Annotated in this window: 15 protein-coding genes; 9 read left to right on the forward strand and 6 right to left on the reverse strand. The window is 55.4% G+C overall.

Annotated elements, in window-relative coordinates; translation table 11 throughout:
* Nucleotides 1–468: 468 nt before the first annotated feature.
* The 9 genes from ygfK (at nt 469) to AC2A1E_RS00530 (ending at nt 15,811) form a co-directional block, all read left to right on the forward strand.
* Nucleotides 469–3,576, forward strand: coding sequence for a putative selenate reductase subunit YgfK (gene ygfK, locus AC2A1E_RS00490; RefSeq protein WP_484382072.1), 3,108 nt, complete (start codon nt 469–471; stop codon nt 3,574–3,576).
* Nucleotides 3,577–3,578: 2 nt separating this feature from the next.
* Nucleotides 3,579–4,907, forward strand: coding sequence for a putative aminohydrolase SsnA (ssnA, locus tag AC2A1E_RS00495; RefSeq protein WP_484382073.1), 1,329 nt, complete (start codon nt 3,579–3,581; stop codon nt 4,905–4,907).
* Between the two features lie 52 nt (nt 4,908–4,959).
* Nucleotides 4,960–5,736, forward strand: a complete 777-nt coding sequence (gene ygfM, locus AC2A1E_RS00500; RefSeq protein WP_484382074.1) for a molybdopterin-dependent oxidoreductase FAD-binding subunit — start codon at nt 4,960–4,962, stop codon at nt 5,734–5,736.
* Nucleotides 5,736–8,615, forward strand: a complete 2,880-nt coding sequence (locus AC2A1E_RS00505) for a molybdopterin-dependent oxidoreductase Mo/Fe-S-binding subunit (protein WP_484382233.1) — start codon at nt 5,736–5,738, stop codon at nt 8,613–8,615. Before ygfM ends, AC2A1E_RS00505 begins: the two co-directional genes overlap by 1 nt.
* Before the next feature lie 375 nt (nt 8,616–8,990).
* Entirely contained in the window at nt 8,991–10,406 is a 1,416-nt protein-coding gene (locus AC2A1E_RS00510) for a nucleobase:cation symporter-2 family protein (RefSeq protein ID WP_484382075.1), read from the forward strand.
* Between the two features lie 27 nt (nt 10,407–10,433).
* Nucleotides 10,434–11,750 (forward strand): guanine deaminase, encoded by a 1,317-nt coding sequence (guaD, locus tag AC2A1E_RS00515; RefSeq protein ID WP_484382076.1) that lies wholly within the window; start codon nt 10,434–10,436, stop codon nt 11,748–11,750.
* 45 nt (nt 11,751–11,795) lie between these two features.
* Nucleotides 11,796–13,160 carry an NCS2 family permease gene (locus AC2A1E_RS00520; RefSeq protein ID WP_484382077.1) on the forward strand — a complete coding sequence of 455 codons (1,365 nt, stop codon included), beginning with the start codon at nt 11,796–11,798 and terminating at the stop codon, nt 13,158–13,160.
* A 584-nt stretch (nt 13,161–13,744) separates the two neighbouring features.
* A complete protein-coding gene (locus AC2A1E_RS00525; protein WP_484382078.1) occupies nt 13,745–14,659 on the forward strand; it encodes an Rpn family recombination-promoting nuclease/putative transposase in 915 nt (304 codons plus the stop codon).
* 213 nt (nt 14,660–14,872) lie between these two features.
* Nucleotides 14,873–15,811, forward strand: a complete 939-nt coding sequence (locus AC2A1E_RS00530) for an Rpn family recombination-promoting nuclease/putative transposase (RefSeq protein ID WP_484382079.1) — start codon at nt 14,873–14,875, stop codon at nt 15,809–15,811.
* A 63-nt stretch (nt 15,812–15,874) separates the two neighbouring features.
* On the opposite strand, the gene xdhC is transcribed toward AC2A1E_RS00530, so the two are convergent.
* The 6 genes from xdhC to AC2A1E_RS00560 all read right to left on the reverse strand — a co-directional run bounded on the left by xdhC (nt 15,875) and on the right by AC2A1E_RS00560 (nt 23,641).
* Nucleotides 15,875–16,351 (reverse strand): xanthine dehydrogenase iron sulfur-binding subunit XdhC, encoded by a 477-nt coding sequence (xdhC, locus tag AC2A1E_RS00535; RefSeq protein ID WP_484382080.1) that lies wholly within the window; start codon nt 16,349–16,351, stop codon nt 15,875–15,877.
* Complete coding sequence (gene xdhB / locus AC2A1E_RS00540; protein ID WP_484382081.1) at nt 16,345–17,226, reverse strand: xanthine dehydrogenase FAD-binding subunit XdhB; 882 nt, start codon at nt 17,224–17,226, stop codon at nt 16,345–16,347. Before xdhB ends, xdhC begins: the two co-directional genes overlap by 7 nt.
* Nucleotides 17,227–17,238: 12 nt before the next feature.
* Nucleotides 17,239–19,524, reverse strand: coding sequence for a xanthine dehydrogenase molybdenum-binding subunit XdhA (xdhA, locus tag AC2A1E_RS00545; protein WP_484382082.1), 2,286 nt, complete (start codon nt 19,522–19,524; stop codon nt 17,239–17,241).
* A gap of 209 nt (nt 19,525–19,733) precedes the next feature.
* Nucleotides 19,734–20,303, reverse strand: coding sequence for a nucleotidyltransferase family protein (locus tag AC2A1E_RS00550; protein ID WP_484382083.1), 570 nt, complete (start codon nt 20,301–20,303; stop codon nt 19,734–19,736).
* Between the two features lie 70 nt (nt 20,304–20,373).
* Complete coding sequence (locus AC2A1E_RS00555) at nt 20,374–22,380, reverse strand: heparinase II/III domain-containing protein (RefSeq protein WP_484382084.1); 2,007 nt, start codon at nt 22,378–22,380, stop codon at nt 20,374–20,376.
* A gap of 25 nt (nt 22,381–22,405) precedes the next feature.
* Nucleotides 22,406–23,641 carry an alginate lyase family protein gene (locus AC2A1E_RS00560; protein ID WP_484382085.1) on the reverse strand — a complete coding sequence of 412 codons (1,236 nt, stop codon included), beginning with the start codon at nt 23,639–23,641 and terminating at the stop codon, nt 22,406–22,408.
* Nucleotides 23,642–24,116 lie beyond the last annotated feature (475 nt).

The raw sequence follows: 24,116 nt of genomic DNA on the forward strand, positions 1-24,116 counted from the left end.
TTAATTCCCTATCCCTTGGGGTGAAGGGATGCAGGCTAATCTTAAATATCACCATTAATTAATATGCCGTTTTTTATTTCTGATTGACGGTTTAATCGCGCGAATTGTTTGATGTAATCGAGGTTTATTGATCATTCATACTTTATCGATTGCGCTCACGATTTTATCCGATAGTGCATTTCAGCGTATCAAAGTGATATTGAGAGGTTCTTTTTTGATAATTCACCCTATAGGGTGAATCGCTGCCATTGAGCATCAGTAGGCACTGATTTTTATTCTCACTTGCACCTGTGAGCTTCTTCACAAATAAAAATAACAATTAGAACTGCCTCACGAATTTTATCAGTACGCAGCGGCGCGGTGAGATTTGGCCTGATTGTTGCTGCGTTATGCCTAACCGAGGTGGAAAACCGCGAGCCGGTTTTTGCCTAATCACCATTCAGGCATTTCGTCGCAAGGAGATAAGCTATGGGAGATATCATGCGTCCGGTTCCGTTCAAGGCGCTGCTAACCCGGATTTTCGAGGAATATCATGAGAATCGCTCCATCTTTGGTATTCCGGAACAGCAGTTTTATCGCAAACGTGACGATCGGCAGATTAACGTTTTCAATGAAAGCTGCGAAACTCCGCTCGGCCCGGCGGCTGGCCCGCATACGCAATTGGCGCAGAATATTATCGTCTCCTGGCTGACCGGCGGGCGGTTTATTGAATTAAAAACCGTACAAATTCTTGACCGCTTGGAGATTGAAAAACCCTGTATCGATGCGGAAGATGAATGCTTTAACACCGAATGGTCGACAGAATTTACTCTGCTAAAGGCCTATGACGAATATTTAAAAGCCTGGTTTGCCTTACATCTGCTGGAAGCGATGTTTGATCCCCGCGAGAAAGGGGAAAGTAAATCCTTTATTTTTAATATGAGCGTGGGCTATAACCTCGACGGGATCAAACAACCGCCGATGCAGGCGTTTATCCATAATATGATCAATTCCGCGCAGCAGCCGAAATACGCCGAATATGCCAAAACCCTCAGGGAATGGGTGAGCAATGATGATTTTATTACCCAGTTCGATTTATCTGCCCAGCGCAGCGCATTAAGTCAATTACCGGGCGCAATTCCTGTGCAATTAGTCAGCGGAATTACCCTTTCCACCATGCACGGTTGCCCGCCAAATGAAATCGAAGCTATCTGCCGTTATATGCTGGAAGAGAAACATCTGAATACCTTTGTGAAATTAAACCCGACGCTGCTGGGTTATCAGCGCGTGCGGGCGATTCTGGATACCTGCGGTTTTGACTATGTTGGCCTGAAAGAGGAATCCTTCGAGCACGATCTCAAGCTGGATCAAGCGGTAGCCATGCTGCGCCGCCTGGTGGCGCTGGGTAAACAGCACAAGCTGGGCTTTGGGGTGAAATTGACCAACACCCTGGGAACCATCAACCATAAAGGTGCGCTGCCCGGCGAAGAGATGTACATGTCTGGCCGCGCGCTATTCCCGCTGTCTATCAACGTGGCGGCGGTACTGTCGCGCGAGTTTAACGGCGAACTGCCGATCTCCTATTCCGGCGGGGCCAGCAAATTTAATATCCGCGATATTTTTGAAACCGGCATCCGGCCGATCACCATGGCTACCGATCTGCTGAAGCCCGGCGGCTATTTACGCCAGACCGAATGCCTGCGTGAACTGGAGCAGTCAGAATGCTGGCAGATGACGCGCATTGATGTCGCCAAGTTGGAAGCGCTGGCGGAAAAAGCCGTCAGCATGGAATACACCCAGAAACATTGGAAAGCGCAGGACAGCATCGACGCCGGTGGCCTGCTGCCGATGATCGACTGTTACGTGGCACCCTGTGTTAGCGCCTGCGCCATCAAACAGGATATCCCGGAATATATCCGCCTGCTGGGTGAGCAGCGCTATGCTGACGCGCTGGAACTGATTTATCAGCGCAACGCTTTGCCTGCCATCACTGGCCATATTTGCGATCACCAATGTCAGTACAACTGTACGCGCATCGATTACGACAGCGCACTGAACATTCGTGAGCTGAAAAAGGTAGCGTTAGAGAAGGGTTGGGACGAATACCAGCGCCGTTGGCACAAGCCTGCGGGCTCCGGCAGCAAGCACCCGGTGGCGATTTTGGGCGCAGGCCCGGCGGGGCTGTCCGCCGGTTACTTTCTGGCGCGCGCGGGTTATCAGGTCACGCTGTTTGAGCGTGAGCCTAATGCTGGCGGCGTGGTGAAAAATATCATTCCGCAATTCCGCATTCCGGCTGAGGTGATTCAGCATGATATCGATTTTGTTGCCGCGCACGGCGTGAAGTTTGTCTATGGTTGCGATCCCGATCTGACGGTGGATAAGCTGCAACAGCGGGGCTTCGACTACGTATTTATCGGCATCGGCACCGACAAAAACAGCGGCGTGAAGCTGGCAGGCAATAACCGCAACGTCTACAAATCCTTGCCGTTTCTGCGCGATTTCAATCAAGGCAAACCGCTGAACCTGGGTAAACACGTGGCGGTGGTCGGTGCGGGTAATACGGCGATGGACTGCGCCCGCGCCGCGCTGAAAGTGCCGGGCGTGCAGGATGTCACGGTGCTCTATCGCCGCACGCTGAACGAAATGCCGGCCTACCGCGAAGAGTATCTGGAGGCGGTGGAAGATCGGGTGCAGTTTATGTTTCTCACCAACCCGGAACATTTCGATGCCAACGGCACCTTAACTGCCAGAGTGATGGAACTGGGTGAGCCGGACGAACGGGGCCGCCGTCGCCCGGTGGCTACCGAACAAACCCTTACCTTGCAGATTGACGCGCTGATCACCGCGATTGGTGAACAGGCGGATGAAGAAGTGCTGCGCAAGCTGGGGGTTCCGCTGGATGAGGCCGGTTACCCGCAGGTGAATATCACGACCGGCGAAACCACGCGGGCGAATGTGTTCCTGATCGGCGATGTGCAGCGTGGCCCGTCATCGATCGTCGCTGCCATCGGCAGCGCCCGCAGCGCGGCAGAAACGGTGCTGGCGCGGGAGAGTGTCAACACCCATCACCAAGACAAATATTGGTCGAATGTGGATCCGGCGGAAATCTATCGCCGCAAAGGGGCGATTGCGGTGGCGGTGGTGGACAAGGCGGAGCGCGAAGCCTTTGTGGCACAGGAAGCGCAGCGCTGCCTGGAATGCAACTACGTGTGCAGCAAGTGTGTTGATGTTTGCCCGAACCGCGCCAACGTGTCGATCGCGATTCCGGGCTTCCGCGATCGTTTCCAAACCCTGCATCTGGATGCCTACTGCAACGAATGTGGCAACTGCGCCCAGTTCTGCCCATGGCAGGGCAAGCCTTATAAAGACAAGGTCACCATCTTTAACCTGCCGCAGGACTTTGCCAACAGCACCAACGCCGGTTTTCTGGTGAACGGTCAGCAGGTCAGCGTGCGCCTGGGGGACAATATATATCAACTGCAGTTGGGGGATAACGGTCAGCTTCAGCAGGTGCCGCCGGAGCTGGAAGAGATGGGCCACATCATCAACCAGGTATATGCCCATCATCATTATCTGCTGGGTCAGGTGGAGGTGTAATTATGCTGATCTTAACTAATGCTACCGCCGTGCAGCTTGAGCCCGCCAGCGTTCAGCAGGGGATCGACATCGCCATTGAAGGGGCGTTGATCAAAGAGGTGGGTCATGGGCTGGCGGCAAAATATCCGCAGGCGGAAACCCGCAATATGCATGGCAAGCTGGTGATGCCGGGCATTGTTTGCGCCCATAACCATTTCTACTCCGGTCTGTCGCGCGGCATTATGGCTAACATCGCGCCGTGCCCGGATTTTATCTCTACGTTGAAAAACCTGTGGTGGCGGCTGGATCGCGCGCTGGATGAAGAATCGCTGTATTACAGCGGCCTGATCTGCTCGCTGGAAGCGATCAAGAGCGGCTGTACCGCAGTGATCGACCACCACGCCTCACCGAACTTTATCGCCGGATCGCTGAAAACCCTGCGCGCGGGCTTTATCAAGGCCGGGCTGCGCGGCATGACCTGTTTTGAAACTACCGATCGCAACGGCGGCAATCGTGAGTTGCAGGCCGGAGTTGAGGAGAATATCGCCTTTGCAAACCTGATCGACACCGCCAAAGCCGCCGGTAAGGAACCCTATCTGGTGGAGGCGCATATCGGTGCCCACGCGCCGTTTACCGTGGCCGATGCCGGGTTGGCGATGCTACGCGAAGCGGTGCAAAGCACCGGGCGCGGGCTGCATATTCACGCTGCCGAAGACCGCTATGATGTGTCACACAGTCACGACAAGTACGGCCAAGATCTGATGGCGCGGCTGGCGCAGTACGATCTGCTCGGCGCTAAAACGCTGGTGGCTCACGGCCTGTATCTTTCTGCCGCCGATATCGAGCTGATCAACCAGCATGATGCCTTCTTGGTGCACAACGCGCGTTCCAATATGAATAACCATGTCGGTTACAACCATCAACTGCCACAGTACCGCAACCTGGCGCTCGGCACTGACGGCATTGGTTCCGACATGTTCGAAGAGCTGAAGTTTGCCTACTTCAAACACCGCGATGCCGGTGGAACGCTGTGGCCAGACAGCTTTGCCCGCTTTCTGGCGAACGGCAACCAACTGCTGGCACGTAACTTTGGTGCCCGGTTCGGCTGCCTGGCGGCAGGTTACAAAGCGGATCTCACCATCTGTGATTACCCGTCACCCACGCCGCTGGCGGCGCAGAATATCGGTGGTCACCTGGCTTTCGGTATGGGAGCCAGCAGCGTGAACAGCGTGATGGTGGAAGGCAATATGGTCTACCAGGACGGCAAATTCCCATTCGATGTTGAACCGCTTTACGCCGAGGCGCGCAAGGTTGCGGCCCAGCTATGGCAGCGTATGGATGCCTTGAACTAAGCAGGTTGCCGCCCGCGACGTTCGGGGCGGTTGACCTTGATGAGGGTGAAAAATGATTGAGCAATTTTATCGACCGGAATCGGTGCAGCAGGCGCTGGAACTGAAACGCCAGTTTCTTGATGAGGCGGTGTACTTCGGCGGCGGCAGCAAGTTAAACGCCACGCCGACCAAGACCCATAGAAAGATCGCCATTGCGCTATCGCAACTGGGGCTGGATCAGGTCAGTTGGCAACAGGGTGAACTGCATATCGGGGCCACCATCAGCTTACAGAAGTTAATCGATTCGGCGTTGATCCCGCAGGCGCTGCGTGAGGCGCTGGGTTTTGTCTATTCGCGCCATATTCGTAATCAGGCTACGTTAGGCGGTGAAATCGCCGCCGCACCTAAAGATTCGGTGCTGTTGCCGGTGCTGCTGGCGCTGAGCGCCAAAGTGGTGATTGGCTGCGGGAATACCCTCGCGCTGGAAGATTATCTGGCGGGTTACCACCAGGAGTTATTGCTGAAGCTGGTGCTGCCGGATCCTTACCGCTGCTGCGCCACGCGCAAGGTTGCGCGTTCGGCGGCCGGGCTGACGGTGCTGACCGCCGCCGTTTCCTGCGATGCACAATCAAAGGTGCGCATCGCCCTGAGCGGTGTGGTGGTGCGGCCAAGCCGCCTGCGCGATGCCGAGCAAATCGGCCTGAGCGGCCCGGCGCTGGAGAAGGTGGTGGCCGAGGCGGTGGCTCCGAAAGACGATCTCTGCGGCAGCGTGGCCTATAAACGCTATATCAGCGGGGTGGTAGTGGCCGATCTGCTCGCCAGTTGCCAGGCGTCAGGAGGGGAACAATGATGAATATTCGCTTTACGCTCAATGACAGCGCGCAAGAGATACAGTGCCAACCCGGCGAAAACGTGCAGCAACTGCTGTTTAAGCTGGGGATGCATTCGGTCCGCGATAGCGATGACGGATTCGGCTTTAGCGGTTCGGATGCGATTCTGTTTAACGGCGTGGTGGTTAACGCCTCGTTGCTGATTGCCGCCCAACTTGACGGCGCGGTGGTCACCACCGCAGAAGCGCTTGGCAGCTGGAACCAGCTTAGCCTGCTGCAACAGGCGATGGTGGACGTGGGGATTGTTCAGTCCGGCTATAACGATCCGGCGGCGGCGCTGATCCTGACGGATTTGTTAGAGCGCATCGCAGCGCCAACGCGAGCGCAGATCGACGATGCGCTATCGGGGCTGTTCAGCCGCGATGCCGGTTATCAGCAATTTTATCAGGTGGTGGCATTGGCGGTAGCGCGTCGCAGCGACCCTGAGTTCCAGGCTCCGGCGGCCCCCGAGTTTCGTAGCGATCTCAACGTGGTTGGCAAACTGTGCCCGAAAGTGGACGCGGCGAAAATGGTGCAGGCCAAGCCTTGCTATGTTGAAGATCGCGTGGCGCGTAATGCTTGCATCATCAAGATGCTGCGCAGCCCGCACCCCCATGCGTTGATTACCCGCCTGGACGTCAGCCAAGCCGAAGCGCTGCCGGGGGTGGTGCATGTGATCACCTATCTCAATTGCCCAGATATTTACTACACCCCCGGCGGGCAGAGCGCGCCGGAGCCTTCGCCGCTGGATCGCCGGATGTTTGGCCAGAAACTGCGCCATGTGGGCGACCGGGTAGCGGCGGTGGTAGCCGAAAGCGAAGCGATCGCGCTGGCCGCGCTGGCGTTGATTGAGGTCGAATACCAGGTGTTGCAGCCGGTGATGTCGATTGATGAGGCGATGGCGGAAGGCGCACCGCTGGTGCACGATGAACCGATTGTTTACGTCAACGGCGCACCCGCCGATTTGGCCGAGCAGAATCGGAGTTCTGCGCAGCGCGCCGGTGAACATCTGACGATCAACTTCCCGATTGGCGCTAAACCGCATAGCAATATTGCTGCCGCAGTCCATGGGCACATCGGTAATGTGGATCAGGGTTTTGCCGAGGCGGATGTGGTGCTGGAACGCACTTATGAATCCAAACAGGTGCAGCAGTGCCCGGCAGAAAAACACGTTTGCTACACCTATATGGATGGCGATCGGCTGGTGATCCACGCCTCAACCCAGGTGCCCTGGCACCTGCGCCGCCAGGTAGCGCGCATTGTCGGGCTGAAGCAGCACAAAGTGCATGTGATCAAAGAGCGCGTGGGCGGCGGTTTTGGCTCCAAGCAGGACATCCTGCTGGAAGAGGTCTGTGCCTGGGCCACCTGCGTCACCGGCCGCGCGGTCTATTTCCATTACACCCGAGAAGAGGAGTTTATCAGCAATACCTCGCGCCACGTGGCCAAAGTGAAGGTGAAGATCGGTGCGAAAAAAGATGGCCGCCTGACGGCGATCGACATGAATTTCCTCGCCAATACCGGCCCTTACGGCAACCACGCGCTGACGGTGCCCAGCAACGGCCCGGCGCTGTCGCTGCCGCTCTATCCGTGCGAAAACGTCAATTTCCAGGTGACCACCTATTACAGCAACATCTGCCCGAACGGTGCTTATCAGGGCTACGGCGCGCCGAAGGGCAACTTTGCCCTGACCATGATTTTGGCCGAGTTGGCCGAAAAACTGGGGCGCGATCCGCTGGAGATTATTGAGCTTAACCGGGTGGTAGAAGGGCAGGAACTGAAGATCCTTGGGGCGATCGGCGAAGGCAAAATGCCGACCTCGGTGCCCAGCGCCGCCAGCTGCGCGCTGGAGCCGATCTTGCGCAAAGGGCGCGAACTGATCCGCTGGAACTCGCCGAAGGCGAAAACCGGCGACTGGCAGGTTGGCCGTGGCGTCGCGATTATCATGCAGAAATCCGGTATCCCAGATATCGATCAGGCTAACTGCATGATTAAGCTCGAATCGGACGGCACCTTTATCGTCCACTCCGGTGGCGCGGATATCGGCACTGGGCTGGATACGGTGGTCGGTAAGCTGGCGGCCGAAGTGCTGTGTTGCCCGTTTGCCGATGTGCACGTGATCTCGGGCGATACCGATCACGCCCTGTTTGATAAAGGGGCTTATGCTTCGTCCGGTACTTGCTTCTCTGGCAACGCGGCGAAAAACGCGGCGGAGAATCTTCGGGCAAAAATCCTGTTCCACGGCGCGCAGATGTTGGGTGAGCCGGAAGCCGATGTGGCACTGGCGGCACCCGGCGTGGTGCGGGGCAAACAGGGTGAAGTGTCATTCGCGCAAATCGCCCATAAAGCAGAGACCGGCACCGGTTTTGGCACCCTGGTGGCCACCGCAAGCTACATTTCCTCTGATTTTGCCTTCCCGTTCGGGGCCAACTTCGCCGAAGTGGCAGTCAATACGCGCACCGGCGAGATCCGGCTGGATAAGTTCTACGCCTTGCTGGACTGCGGCACGCCGGTGAACCCGGAACTGGCGCTGGGGCAGATTTATGGCGCATCAATGCGCGCCATCGGCCACAGCATGTCGGAAGAGATTATCTACGATCGCCAAGGGGTGCCGATCACCCGTGACCTGCAAAGCTACGGCGCGCCGAAGATTGGCGATATCCCGCTCGACTTCCAGGCCTTCCTGGTGCCGAGCGACGATCAGGTGGGGCCATACGGCGCTAAATCGATCTCTGAAATCGGCGTTAACGGCGCGGCTCCGGCCATCGCCATGGCGATTCATGATGCCTGCGGCGTTTGGCTGCGTGAATGGCATTTCACACCGGAGAAAGTTCTGAGGGGGTTAAATAAAGTGTCAGCGTGAGCCTAGATGCCCGTCGTGTAATTAACAATGCGACGGGCAAAGCGATTCAATACTGTTATTGCCGCCATAAAGACAATGAGCGAAGTAAAAATGCTCAGGCGGGCCCAATGCCGGTCACTTAAGTAGAAAAGTGCATACTCATTTCGCACAATGCTGACAGTGGCGCCCCCTCTCGCTGTGGGAGAGGACCGGGGTGAGGGGCTTGTCGTGCGGAGATCTTCCCCTCTCCCCAAGGAGAGGGAGTTGGTTGGTCTTAACTGACCGGTATTACTCAGGTTAGCCGGCGGATTTAACATGGCGAAAGTGCAGGGCGTGGAGCAGTTAACGCGTGTTTATTGAATCAGATGATCAAATTTACTGGAAGGGAGTAAAGAGATGTCTGATATACCTACCGCAAGCAGCGATCTTATTTATCACGTCGATGATAAGCCGCCGTTTAACCAAAGTGTTATTAGTGCGATTACCCATTTGCTGGCCATTTTTGTGCCGATGGTGGCTCCGGCATTAATTGTTGGTACCGCGCTGGCATTGCCGCCAGACGTCACTGCCTATCTGGTTTCAATGGCGATGATTGCTTCGGGTATTGGTACCTGGTTACAGGTGAACCGCTATGGCCGCATTGGCTCCGGTTTATTGTCGATCCAATCGGTTAACTTCTCTTTTGTCACGGTGATGATCGCCTTAGGCAGCACCATGAAAGCCGACGGCCTGCATGTGGAAGCAATGCTTTCCACCTTGCTCGGTGTCTCTTTTGTCGGGGCTTTTCTGGTCGTGGGCTCCTCGTTTATTTTGCCTTATCTGAAGCGGGTGATTACGCCAACGGTCAGCGGCATTGTGGTGCTGATGATTGGCCTGAGCCTGATCAAGGTCGGGATTATCGACTTCGGCGGCGGTTTTTCCGCCAAAAGCAGCGGTACCTTTGGCAATTATGAAAGCATCGGCGTTGGCCTACTGGTGCTGCTGGTGGTGATCGCCTTTAACTGCTGCCAAAACGCACTGCTGCGCATGGGCGGTATCGCCATCGGGATTATCGTCGGCTATGTGGTGGCGCTGTGTTTGGGCATGGTCGATTTTACCGTGATGCAGAACCTGCCGCTGATCACCGTTCCGGTGCCGTTTAAATATGGCTTCTCGTTTGATCTGCACGCCTTTTTGGTGGCAGGCACCATCTATTTGCTGAGCGTGTTGGAAGCTGTGGGGGATATTACCGCCACGGCAATGGTGTCCAACCGGCCCATTAAAGGGGAAGAATATACCTCGCGCCTGAGCGGTGGTGTGCTGGCCGACGGTTTGGTATCGGTGATTGCCACCATGCTCGGGTCATTACCGCTGACTACCTTTGCCCAGAATAACGGCGTGATTCAAATGACCGGCGTTGCTTCGCGCCACGTTGGCAAATTTATCGCGGTGATTCTGGTCGTTCTGGGGTTATTCCCGGTGATTGGCCGCTTCTTTACCACCATTCCGGCCCCGGTCTTGGGCGGCGCGATGACGCTGATGTTTTCCATGATCGCAATCGCTGGGATCCGCATCATTATTTCCAACGGATTAAACCGCCGAGAAACCATTATTGTCGCCACCTCTTTGGGGTTGGGCCTGGGTGTTTCTTACGATCCGGAAGTGTTCCGCGTACTACCCGCCTCAATTTACGTTCTGGTGGAAAACCCGATTTGTGCCGGTGGGCTGACGGCTATTTTCCTGAACTTGCTGATACCGCTGAATAATAACGAAGGCCGCCGCGTAGGCTCCGCCGAATTGGAAATCACCTCTGCGGAAAAAAATACGGATTAACGTCACCCGTTTATAAGGAATGTTGGTATGGAGTGTGAACCCTTAATCAAGGCTGTGCGTGGCAGCTTTTTGGATATTACCCGCACCGTGCAGTGCCCTGAAGAAATAGAAGGCCATCTGCGTTTTATCAAAGACGGTTTGTTGTTAATCCGTAATGGTCATGTGGACTGGTTTGGCACCTGGGCAGACGGGCATCACCGGATCCCCGCCAGCATCCGGGTGCGTGATTACAGTGGCAAAATGATCGTGCCGGGATTTGTCGATACCCATATTCATTATCCGCAATGTGAAATGGTGGGAGCCTATGGCGAACAGTTGCTGGACTGGCTGAACAAGCACACGTTCCCGGCAGAAAAACGCTACAACGACCTGGAATATGCCCGTGAAATGTCGGCCTTTTTCATCAAACAACTGCTGCGTAATGGCACCACCACCGCGCTGGTTTTTGGCACCGTGCATCCCGAATCGGTAGAGGCGCTGTTTGAGGCGGCGCATCACATCAATATGCGGTTGATCGCGGGCAAGGTGATGATGGATCGCAACGCACCGGACTATCTGTTGGACACCGCTGAAAGCAGCTATACCCAGAGCAAGGCGTTAATTGAGCGCTGGCACCGCAATGGCCGCCTGTTGTATGCCATCACTCCGCGCTTTGCGCCGACCTCGACGCCAGAACAACTGGCGATGGCCCAGCGCCTGCGGCAGGAGTACCCGGATACCTATCTGCACACCCACTTATCGGAAAATAAAGAAGAAATCGCCTGGGTGAAAGCCTTGTACCCGGAGCGTAAAAGCTATCTGGATGTTTACCATCATTACGGTTTGACCGGCAAAAACAGCGTGTTTGCCCACTGCATTCACCTGGAAGACGCCGAATGGGATTGCCTGCGCGATACCCATTCTTCCATTGCGTTTTGCCCGACCTCCAACCTGTATCTCGGCAGCGGCTTATTCAATCTGCAAAATGCCTGGCGGAAAAAAATCAAGGTGGGGATGGGCACTGACATCGGCGCGGGAACCACCTTCAATATGCTGCAAACGCTGAACGAAGCCTACAAGGTGATGCAGCTCCAGAACTATCGGCTGTCGGCCTATGAGGCGTTTTATCTGGCTACGCTGGGCGGTGCCGATGCGCTCGGGCTGGCAGAGACTATTGGTAATTTTAACGTCGGTAAAGAGGCCGATTTCGTAGTGCTGGAACCCACGGCCACGCCGCTGCAACAGCTGCGCTACGACAACTCAACAACCTTGATCGATAAGCTATTTGTCATGATGACGCTAGGGGATGACCGGTCGATTTATCGTACCTATGTGGATGGCCGGTTGGTGTATGAACGCACTTAAAGAAGCGTAGCTGATAACGAATGCAGACCTTCAGAGGGTATAGCAATGTCTAATCATTTTTCGCAGGTGACGTCAGAGAAAGCAACCCGTTCGATAGATGCCTATTTTAACATTACCGCGCGGGGCAGCAGTATACGGCAGGAGGTGCTGGCAGGGCTGACTACCTTTCTGGCGATGGTGTATTCGGTGATCGTGGTGCCCGGCATGTTGGGCAAGGCCGGTTTCCCGCCTGCGGCGGTGTTTGTGGCCACCTGCCTGGTGGCCGGTGTCGGCTCATTGGTGATGGGGCTGTGGGCCAATCTGCCAATGGCCATCGGTTGCGCCATTTCTTTGACGGCGTTTACCGCTTTCAGCCTGGTGCTGGGCCAGCATATCAGCGTTCCGGTAGCGTTGGGGGCGATCTTCCTGATGGGGCTGCTGTTTACCGCCATTTCGGTGACCGGCGTGCGTTCGTGGATTTTGCGTAACCTGCCGATGGGCATCGCCCATGGCACCGGGATTGGCATCGGTCTGTTCCTGCTGCTGATTGCCGCCAACGGTGTCGGTATGGTGATCAAAAACCCGCTGGAGGGGTTGCCAGTAGCGCTGGGATCATTTGCTTCTTTCCCGGTGATGATGTCGCTGCTTGGGCTGGCGGTGATCCTTGGTTTGGAGAAGCTGCGCGTGCCGGGTGGGATTTTATTGGTGATCGTCGGCATTTCCGTGGTCGGGCTGATCTTTGATCCGAATGTGAAATATCAGGGGCTATTTGCATTGCCGAGCCTGAGCGGGCCGGACGGCCAGTCGCTGATCTTCAGCCTGGATATCAAAGGTGCGCTGAGCCCGTTGGTGTTGCCGAGCGTGCTGGCGTTGGTGATGACGGCGGTGTTTGATGCCACCGGCACCATCCGCGCGGTAGCCGGGCAGGCCAATCTATTGGACGAAGATGGGCAGATCATCAACGGAGGCCGGGCGCTAACCGCTGACTCGATGAGCAGCATGTTCTCCGCGCTGGTCGGCGCCTCACCGGCGGCGGTTTACATTGAGTCCGCTGCGGGAACGGCGGCCGGGGGGAAAACCGGCATCACCGCAGCGGTGGTGGGCGTGTTGTTCTTGCTGATGCTGTTTTTGTCACCGCTATCTTACCTGGTGCCTGGCTACGCCACTGCGCCAGCGCTCATGTATGTTGGCCTGCTGATGCTGAGCAACGTTGCCAAGCTGGATTTCGATGACTTTGTGGATGCGATGTCCGGCTTGGTGTGCGCGGTGTTTATCGTGCTGACCTGTAATATTGTTACCGGCATTATGCTGGGTTTCAGCACGCTGGTGATTGGCCGCGTCTGCTCGAACGAGTGGCGTAAGTTGAATATCGGTACGGTGATTATCGCGGCGGCACTGGTGGCGTTTTATGCCGGGGGATGGGCGATTTGATTGAGTTTTTTCTCTGTGGTCGTTCTTGTTCACAACGGCTTGGTCTATGTATGCAAGGTGTTATGGGAATTGCCATAAACAGAGTGTCATTCTATGAAACGACAGTGATTGGCAATTGCAGGGCCCAAGGCGGGGCCCTGCACCCGCGCCCACGCTTAACATGACCTGCCCGCTACGCGGGTGCCTTCGCTGCGCTCCCATTGCCGGGCGGGTCGGCTCAATTCACGTCCATGTTCATATCGCCTCAACCGGCCCTCCATGGCCGGTTGCCCCTGGCAACGGTGTCTTGCTCAGCAGGCTATGATGCGCTCAACGTCAACCCCCGAATCTGTTATCACCGGGCAACCTTTACAATGATATTGATAACAACATCTCAAACCTCTTTTTGGTGAGGTGAGCACCGGTGTTGAAGCCATTGAAGTTCAGTCAGCAAATTAGCCAGGCATTTCCTCACCCTGTCACTGCGCTTGTTGCATTACTGCTCAAGAGACTTTGCGAGCCAGTACCGGAATCTTGGTGGTCACAATGTGAATATGTAACAGCCTGTCGTAAATTCAGGGCATGTTAAGTCCAGGATGACCGACATGAAAAAAACCACCACACCCTCTCTGCATGATGCGGTATTCAAACAGTTTCTTACCCACCCAGACACCGCCCGCGACTTTCTGGAATTGCATTTACCGCCAGCGCTGCGGCGATGTTGTGATCTCAACACGTTAAAGCTAGAGTCCGGCAGTTTTATCGAGCGCGATCTTCGTGCCTATTACTCTGATGTTCTCTACTCGCTGAAAGCGGGAGAAGGGGATGGCTATGTCTACGCCTTGATCGAGCATCAAAGCTCCCCCGACAGGCATATGGCATTCCGTTTGCTACGTTATGCCATTGCGGCAATGCAGCGCCATCTGGCGGCCGGTCACGACCAATTGCCGTTGGTTATTCCGATCCTGTTTTACCATGGGCGGGTCACGCCTTACCCTTATTCCATGAGTTGGCTGGAGGCGTTCAGTGACCCCGAGTTGGCCAGGCAGCTTTATGCTGGCCATTTTCCGCTGGTTGACGTTACCGTCATTCCAGATGATGACATCATGCAACATCGCCGCATGGCGATTCTGGAACTGCTACAAAAGCATGTACATCAACGTGACCTGGGCGAACTGCTGGAACAACTGGTCAGATTGTTGTTGGCCGGATACACTACCGACGATCAACTGGCATCGCTGATGAATTATGTGCTGCAAGTGGGAGACACGGCCGTACCAGGAGCCTTTATCCGTGAATTGGCAAAACGTGCACCACAGCATGAGGAGGTATTAATGACCATTGCACAGAAACTTGAACAACAAGGCATTGAGAAAGGCCGTATAGAGGGCCGGCAGGAGGGGGAGCGTGAAGCTACCTTGAAAATCGCCCGCTCCATGCTGGCTAACGGTCTTGATCGCACTCTGGTGATGGAACTGACCGGCCTTTCCACAGAAGATCTGGCGAAAATCCACCATTAACCGTAGTGGCAGCGTCAGCGGTATGAAACCGCGCAGACGCTGCTGATGAGTTCGGTCAGCAAATCAGCCAGGCATTTCCTCATCCAGTCACTGCGCTTGTTGCATTACTGCTCAAGAGACTTTGCGAGCCAGTACCGGAATCTTGGTGGTCACAATGTGAATATGTAACAGCCTGTCGTAAATTCAGGGCATGTTAAGTCCAGGATGACCGACATGAAAAAAACCACCACACCCTCTCTGCATGATGCGGTATTCAAACAGTTTCTTACCCACCCAGACACCGCCCGCGACTTTCTGGAATTGCATTTACCGCCAGCGCTGCGGCGATGTTGTGATCTCAACACGTTAAAGCTAGAGTCCGGCAGTTTTATCGAGCGCGATCTTCGTGCCTATTACTCTGACGTTCTCTACTCGCTGAAAGCGGGAGAAGGGGATGGCTATGTCTACGCCTTGATCGAGCATCAAAGCTCCCCCGACAGACATATGGCATTCCGTTTGCTACGTTATGCTATTGCGGCGATGCAGCGCCATCTGGCGGCCGGTCACGACCAACTGCCCCTGGTTATTCCGATCCTGTTTTACCATGGGCGGGTCACACCTTACCCTTATTCCATGAGTTGGCTGGAGGCGTTCAGTGACCCCGAGTTGGCCAGGCAGCTTTATGCTGGTCACTTCCCGCTGGTTGACGTTACCGTCATTCCAGATGATGACATCATGCAACACCGCCGCATGGCGATTTTGGAACTGCTACAAAAGCATGTACATCAACGTGACCTGGGCGAACTGCTGGAACAACTGGTCAGATTGTTGTTGGCCGGATACACTACCGACGATCAACTGGCATCACTGATGAATTATGTGCTGCAAGTGGGAGACACGGCCGTACCGGGAGCCTTTATCCGTGAATTGGCAAAACGTGCACCACAGCATGAGGAGGTATTAATGACCATTGCACAGAAACTCGAACAACAAGGCATTGAGAAAGGTCGGCAGGAAGGTCGTATTGAAGGCCGTATAGAGGGGCGGCAGGAGGGGGAGCGTGAAGCTACCTTGAAAATCGCCCGCTCCATGCTGGCTAACGGTCTTGATCGCACTCTGGTGATGGAACTGACCGGCCTTTCCGCAGAAGATTTGGTGAAAATCCACCATTAACCGTAGTGGCAGCGTCAGCGGTATGAAACTGCGCAGACGCTGCCGATGAGTTCAGTCAACAAATCAGCCAGGCATTTCTTCATCCAGTAACTGCGCCTGCTGAACCGCTTTCACGATCGCGGTGTAGCCGGTGCAGCGGCATAAATTCCCGGCTAGACCGCGGCGGATCTCCTGCTCGGTAAGGCGTTTGCCGCGAAAGCGTTCCACCATCGAAGTGCTCGTCATCACCAATCCCGGCGTACAAAACCCACATTGCACTGCCCCTGCATTCACATATGCCTGCTGCACGGCGGATAGTTCGCCATTTTTCACCTCACCTTCAGCAGTTCGAATCGTTTTGCCGTCGGCCCAAACCGCCAGATAAATACAGGTGTCGGTGGCGATATCATCGATCAGCACCGTACAGGCTCCGCACTCACCGACGCTGCACCCTTGCTTGACGCTGTTGAGCCCCTGTTGGCGCAGTAACTCCATCAGCGACCAGCGGGGATCCACCGTGAACTGATACCGGCGACCGTTGATCGTGCAGTTGATCACCATGATAACTCTCCTTCGGCGCGTTGAGCCGCCTGGGCCAGAACGCGTTCTGCCAATGTACGGATGATTTGCATGCGGAACTCTTTGCTGGCACGCCAGGACGAGCGCGGCAGCACGTCGTGCATCACCGCCTCACGCACGGCGGCGAGGGTTTGCGCATTAACCGGGCGGCCAATTGCGGCGGCTTCGGCATTGGGTGCGCGGATCGGCGTCGGGGCCGCAACGCCAAAGGCGATTTTCACCGCGCTGAAGTGACCATTTTCGACTTTGCAGGCGGCAGCGCAACCGATGGTGGCGATATCCATTGCGTCGCGCATGGCGTATTTGTAATAGCTGGCACCATAGTGTTGGTAATGCAGTGGCTGGAACAGAAACGCCACCACCACTTCACTGTGCTCCAGCGCCACCTTGCCGGGGCCGGTATGGAACCCGAGTAACGGCGTGCGGCGCAACCCTGTAACGGTAGCGATCTCCAAATCGGCCTCCATCACTACGCAAGGTGAAGCCGAGTCTGCACTGGTAGCTCCGTTGCAGATATTGCCGCCCAGCGTGGCTCGGTTGCGCACCTGCGGCCCGGCGATGGTCGCGGCGGCTTCGGCCAGCACGGGGACGTAACGCTGAACCAATGGGGAGTCGATAATCTGGCTGAAGGTAGTACCGCTGCCGACGCGTAGCGTGCCATCCGGCAGCAGGTTGATGCCGTTCAATTCTGCCAAATCATGAATATCCACCAGGTGGCTATATTTGTCGTTCATATGATGCAATTGGATTAACACATCGGTACCGCCAGCAATCAGCTTGGCCTGCGGATCGGCCGCCAATTGCCGCACAGCATCGCCTATGCTGACTGCCCGATAATAGTGCGCGATATCGTACATGCTGTTCTCCTGTTACTCGATCAGGCCCGCTTGCGCGAAATGCCGGTACAGCGTTTTTGGCGTTAGCGGTAGCTCATCTATCTTCACGCCGGTTGCCAGCCAGATGGCGTTACGAATCGCCGGGGCGGGTGAAATCAGCGGCGGTTCACCCAAGGCCTTATGCCCGTAGGCGGATTGCGGTTCATAGGTTTCAATAAATGCGCAGTCCAGATCGGGCAGATCGAGAATGGTCGGGAATTTGTAATCCAGCAGGTTAGGGTTGCGCACGATGCCGCTTTTCTCGTCAATAATCATCTCTTCGAACAGCGTCCAGCCAATCCCCATGCCCATTCCGCCATGCACCTGGCCCTCGGCCAGCAATGGGTTAAGGATCTGGCCGGAGTCATGCAGATTGATAATCTTGTTGATAGTGACTTTGCACAGCGGGATATCGACGGTGAGATCGACAAAGGTGCAGCCAAAAGCCGGTGGGTTGCTGCGGGTCTTACAGGAAACTTCGGCCATCAGTTGCCCGCCGATCTCCTGATCGTAATGAGCGCTCATGGAAACCTGTTGCACCGAGAACAGCACCTTTTCCGGCTGAGCTTTAAACACTACTTCGCCATTAACGACATCCAGTGCCCACTCGGGCTGGCCGCACATAGTGGCCGCATGCCGGATGATTTTGGCGCGCAGTTCACTAGCGGCTTGGCGAATGGCCGGGGCGGTAACGTAACTTTGCCGCGAAGCGAAGGCACCGGGATCGTAGGCGGTGATATCGGTGTCTTGCGTGGAGATAACATAAATGGACGAGAAGGGCACGCCGACGGTTTCTGCTGCCATTTGGGCGAACACCGTATCGGAGCCTTGGCCAATTTCCGTGGCACCAATCTGCATATTGATAGTGCCATCCTGATTCATCAGCAGGCGGGCGCTGGCGATCTCCACGCCCACCGGATAAGTGTTGGAAGCATAGCTCAGGCAAGCCACGCCAACGCCGCGGCGGATCGGCCCGGTTTGATTCAGGCAGGCGGCGCGGCGTGCATCCCATTCAAACAGTTCGCGGCCTTTCAGCAGGCATTCAATAATACCGGCGCTGTGGATTGGTTTATGATTCAGCGGATTGGTATCCCCTTGGCGGGCAACGTTTTTAATCCGCAACTCGAGAGGATCCATGCCTAACTGGGCGGCAGCCTCGTCGATCATGCACTCCAGGGCAAAGGTCACCTGTGGAGCGCCATAGCCGCGCATCGCCCCGGCGTTGGGTAGGTTGGAGTAATAGGTAGTGGCCTGGTAACCGAGGGCGATGCGCGGGTATAAATAAGCGATTTTATTGGCCCCGGCGGCGGCGATCGAATGGCCATGGGAAGCGTAAGCCCCGGTGTTGGACAGCACATCCAGGCTGTAGGCTTGTAGGATGCCATCGCGGCTCACGCCCAGCTTGCCGTTGACCGCAAACGAATGCCGGGTGCGGGAGGCTAAAAAGCACTCCTCGCGGCTTAGTTCGACTTTGACCGGTATGCCGCCGAGTTTCCAGGTCAGAAACGCGCACATCGGTTCTTCCAGCACATCCTGCTTGTTGCCAAAACCGCCGCCGATATAAGGTTTAATCACCCGGATGGCTGACCACGGCATGCTCAGCGCCTGGCCGACCACGCGGCGTACAATATGGGGGATTTGGGTGCTGGAGACGATCACTATCCGCTTCATCTGATCCATATAGGCGTAAGAGATCACCCCTTCCAGGTGGCAATGCTGCACCACCTGCGTTCGGTAATGACCAGCAACCAATACCTCTGCCGCAGCCAATACCGCATCAGGATCGCCACCTTTTAGCGCGTGCTGCTTCAGCAGGTTGCTGGTGCCACTGTGCAGCAACGGAGCATCGGCCGCCAGCGCAGTTGCGGCGGTGGTCATCACCGGCAGTTCCTGATATTCAACCTCGACCAGCAGGGCGGCTTTTTCTGCCGTCAGCGGATCGCAGGCGACCACAATTGCCACGCCATCACCGTGGTGGCGCACATGGCCGGTCAGCAGTTGCTTATCCGCAACGTCGAGCTTATTGGCATCCAGCGACCAGGCATGGCCTGCGGTCGGGAAGCACTGCTGCGGTACATCCTGATAGGTGAAGATGGCTTCTACGCCCGGCAATTGCAGAGCTTTCTGGGTATCAATACGTGTAACCAGGCCGTGTGCGATCGGGCTGCGGACATACTTGGCATAGCGCATGCCGGGCATGCTGAGATCGTCAGTGTAGCGGGCCCGACCGGTGACTTTAGCTTCTGCATCAACGCGTTTAAGCGACACTCCTAAAGCCATATTGGCCCCCTGATGATAGAAAAAATCGCTAGAGGGGTAACAGCAACTTACAGGCCATAATCGGTTGATTCGCGGGGATAATGTAAATTTCGTGAGTTGATACTGGTTTTTGGCAGAATCAGGGCGGTTCTGATGGGCAAAGGAGCAGGCTATACGGCGATAATTTATCAATCTGATAAGGGGATTATCAGGTTGATAACCGCATCAACTTACGAGCTAGGCGGTAACTGTGACGGCAGATCGATATCCTGCACGATGCCAGGCTGATCGATAGGCAGCAGGTAAACCGGTTCGCGGCTGAGGAGTTCACGGGCACCGCGATCGCCATTCAGGCAGCACAATGCGCTGCGCCAGGCGGCGGAAAAACCCACCGGATGGCCCGGCCGCTGTTGGCAGACAGGACGAACGATGCTGTGCTGCTGCAACGCGCTCGCCACTTGCAGAAATACCGCTGGCGTGACGAAGGGCATATCCGCCAGATGAATCAGCCAGCCATCCCAATCTGAGGTTGCGGCAACTCCCGCAGCGATAGATTCCCCCAGCCCACCGCTCGCCAGCAGCGTGACCGGCACCTGATGCGCGGCACAGGCGTGCTGTACCGGCAGGTTTTCTGGCCGGGTCACCACCTGCACCGGCAGGCCGGACGCCAGCGCCTGCCGCAGCGTCAGTTCAAACACCGTGCTGCCATGCAGAGCAGCGTTGAGTTTATTCCCAGTGCCACCGGCCTGGGTGAAGCGTTCACCTCGCCCGGCGGCGGCGATCACAATGCCCGTTGTCATGTTATTGATCCCCTTGCATACAATTTTGATTGTTACAGAGATACCGGCGTTATGTATAGCCAAAACAATCTTACCGTGTGTGCATCTGCGGTAGTTGTTCGGCATCGTCATTCACTTCGACGACCAGGGTGAACTCACCGCGCCGTATCTGAATGCGTAGGCCGCTGCCATCCCGCTTCACCTGCATGTCGGTTATCGGCTGTTTATTATCAAAATCCCACACGCAAATAAACTCTGCCCGTGGCTGATGGCTGCGCAGCGTCAGATAGCTTAAATCGGCCACTGCCGGGTTAGCGGGGGCAGCGCCTTGCCACAGCATGGCATCTCCATGCAGCCACAGTGCTTGCCCCTCACGCGAAACCGCAAAATGGCGTGGCTGGCTATTGATCAGCGGCGTCACCCGCGCATCGTGCATCACCGCCAGCGGCCCATGCTGGCTGAAAGTGGCCGCATTGCCGGTGGCGTCCAGCGCTTTACCCGGCAGATGCAGCGTCCAGTCCAACTGCTGCTGATGCGGGTTTTCTATGCTGCTGATATCGATTAACGCCCCCTCCAGCCACAGCAGGCGGCGGCGAAAACGGATATCGCGATAGGCCTGGCTATCCCATTCCACCCGGGTATGGCTGTCCAGCATCGGTGGGGCTTTTTGCCAGTCCACTTCCGCATCCAGCCAGCAAAACGCCGCATCTTGGTGATAATGGAGCACCTGCGGCACCGCCGGAGGTTGATTGGTTTGATTCACCGTCAGCGTGTTATGGGTGGCGCTGTTTTTGTAGTAGGCATAGTGCATTCGCGCGCCATAGCCGGTGGTGCCGAGATCGGGCAAGATCTCTTTACCCTGATTGAACAGAATCAGGCTCAGCCGATCGTAATGGTCATGCTCGCCGCCGTAGGGCGTGTGCTTCACCAGCAGCGCCCGGCGCTTGGCGGGGTTACGCCAGATGGTGATCCCGCAGCTCGGCGCATGCAGATGTTGCTGCGGGATCACCTCCAACGGTTGAGAAGGCAGATCGGTGCCGTACAGCAATGCATCGATATTGGCGCGTGGCGTATCACGATACATCGCCTGTAGCGCCGCCGCGTAAGCGTTATCCCGGTAGCAAGACCAGGCAAACTCGTAGACATCGCTGTGATCGAGCCTTTCCTGGCCATAAATACAGTCGTTAATACGCGGGAAGTTGCCGTCCGGCATCAGCAGTTGCAGCGGGAAGCTGAGCATTTTGCGGTAGAAAGGGGTATCCAGCAGGCTCCAGCGGCTGCCCTTGGCCAGCTTTTCAAACGCCAGAAAACCCTGTAGCGCGTAGAAGTGGTAGTGGATCGAACCTTCAAACCATAACCCTTCGTCAAACAGCCCATGTTCAAGCTGATAGCGCAGGCCATAGGGTTGATTGACGGCAAACTCCAGCAACGCTTCATCTTGCAGAATAAACCCCAGCACGCCGATAGCGCTGCCGATCTTCACTTCATGGTTGTGCAACTGCGGCGTGCGGTGGGCCATCAGAAACTCCGCTCCGCAGCGCAGCAGGCGGTTTGTGATGTCGTCGCGCTGCTGCGGCGTTAGCGCTTCGGCGATGTAGTCATAACCCAGCGCAAAATCGAGCAGGCAGTTGGCTTCGCACAGGGTTTGCGCGTTCATTTTGCCCGGCCCGTTGTAAGGAATATTGCCGTGTACCTGGTAATCGGGGTAGAACGTCGCGTAGGCGGTCAGGATTGCCGTGACTTTATCCCGATATTGCGCTTCGCCGGTCAGTTGCCACAGCAACCCCAACTGATGGCAGGCTTTGGCATTCAGGCCGTTCATCTCGCGCCACCAGGCGCCGTTATAGGGTTCACCGCTAAACAGGTGGTCATCCACCGGGCAGCGATGGCGGGTGGCGCAATCGCGTTCCCACACCAACCGCACGCCGTGATCCGGGCAAAAATAGTACAGATTCCAGGTGGCCACGGCGGTTTCCGGTACTTGAACCGGGCTATTGAGCACCACGGCGTTTTGCGCTTTCACGTGCTCAATCACCTGCGGCTGCTGGGCTGCTCGCTTCCTCAAGAGAATAAGTTGTTGCGTGGTGAACTGCTTCATCGCTGTTAATCCCTATTCCCGAGCATCAGTGTTTTAATGGGGTGATAAGCGTCGTGATTTCATCAGGATAAGTCGCCATCAGCCATTGGGCCTTTTCGCTGAACTGTTTGTCATCGGGCCAGGCGCGGGCAGCACTCACCATATTGACCAAGGCTTTTTTGCTATCCATTTTGTCGATGTCTTTCCACGGCCATGGCGTATCGCTGTTAACAAATCCGGCAATGTAGCCGTAGCCTTTACGCAGGCTATGATCGTCCAGGGCGAAATTCCACACGTCGACGCCAGCCACTTCGCCTAAGCGCCCCAGTTTGTTGTAGGCTTCCAGATGGAAGTTGCTGTAATGCCACGGACGAGTGCGCTCAAGTTCCGCCATCTGGCGGCCTTCGAGATCAAAATGGGAAGCAATACGCCGCAGTTGGGTGATTTGCAGGCGTTTTTTCGCCTCGGGAAGATTGCCGCTGAACAGGGCAAATGACGCGGCCTGTAAGTCGAAATAGGTACCGTGGTTGTTATGCCAGTTGTCCTCTTCAAAACCGTTCTGGCTGGTGGTCATCCACTGGTAGAAATCGCCGTACCACTGTTTGATTTTCTGGTAATCGTCCTCACTGAGCACCTTGGCCGGACGCAGCAGTTCGACCGCGTCGATCACGTCAACTAAGGCCCGGCTGTCGATCAACCCGATACCGCGCCCGTCGTTAATCCCAGGGATCGCCTGGGCATATTGCAGGTTCGGGTTCATGCGGGTTTGTGGGTTGATAAACCAGTTGACGAGCTGATCGCGCGCTTTTTCGGCGTAGGCCGGCTTTTGGCTGAACTGCCAGGCGAGCGCCAGCGTCCAGACGTCATCACTCATGCTGTTCAGGCGTTTTTTATCGGTGGCATCGCTGTTGGCGGCGGGGTTGGTTTCGCCGTCTTTGCGCACATAAGGCAGTCCGTCTTTCTTGCTCGGATCCGGCCACCAATAGGGCGGAAAGCTGTAGTAGTCATGCTTGTCGCCGCTGGCGGCGGTCAGGCTTTTATCCATGACCGAATACGCTGGTTTGCCAAGAGCTTTATCTGCTTTGACGATGAGTGCGTTATAGGCACCGACAAACGCTGGATTTTGCGCTGCCAGTTGTTGCTGGCTGTACTGTAAATCGTCCAGCTTGAGGATCAGCGGATGGGCATCTGCGGCGTGGGTGGCGTTAACGTGCAGCACAGCAGCAACGGCCAGTGCCAGCCAAGATCCGCGGGACAATAAAGCCATTTTTATTGGTCGCATAATTTTCTCCATTTACCAGAGGATATTTTTATTAATTTCTGGGCGATAAATACCCGCTAACCATGAGGTTAGAAAATATTAATTAATGCTTTTTTGACGTTATTTATTCCCGAATGAAATGAAAGTGAAATAATGTTTCATAGTGGTGATGGCGCAGTGTAAGAGATCGGGTGGCTTTTTTTGTGATGAACTTCAAATTTAATGCTGAGATTAAAAATAGCCCTAAAAAATGAGCTATCCATCACGGTAAATAAGGTTTATCAACATTCTTTTATTTTTTAACAGAAAGTGTGATTTTTATAATACATTGATTTTAAATAAATAATTAAATTTGTCACTTTTTTAGTCACTTCTTGATGTGATCAATGGCAAGTTTTTCAATTTTGAAACATGATTTCTATTTTATGGCATTGTGTTTCAAAATGGCATTCTATTTAATGGCTCAGTACTTCTTTAAAATATAATTAATCTGGTT

It is taken from the genome of Serratia sp. HNCC26DJ206 (assembly GCF_057180605.1).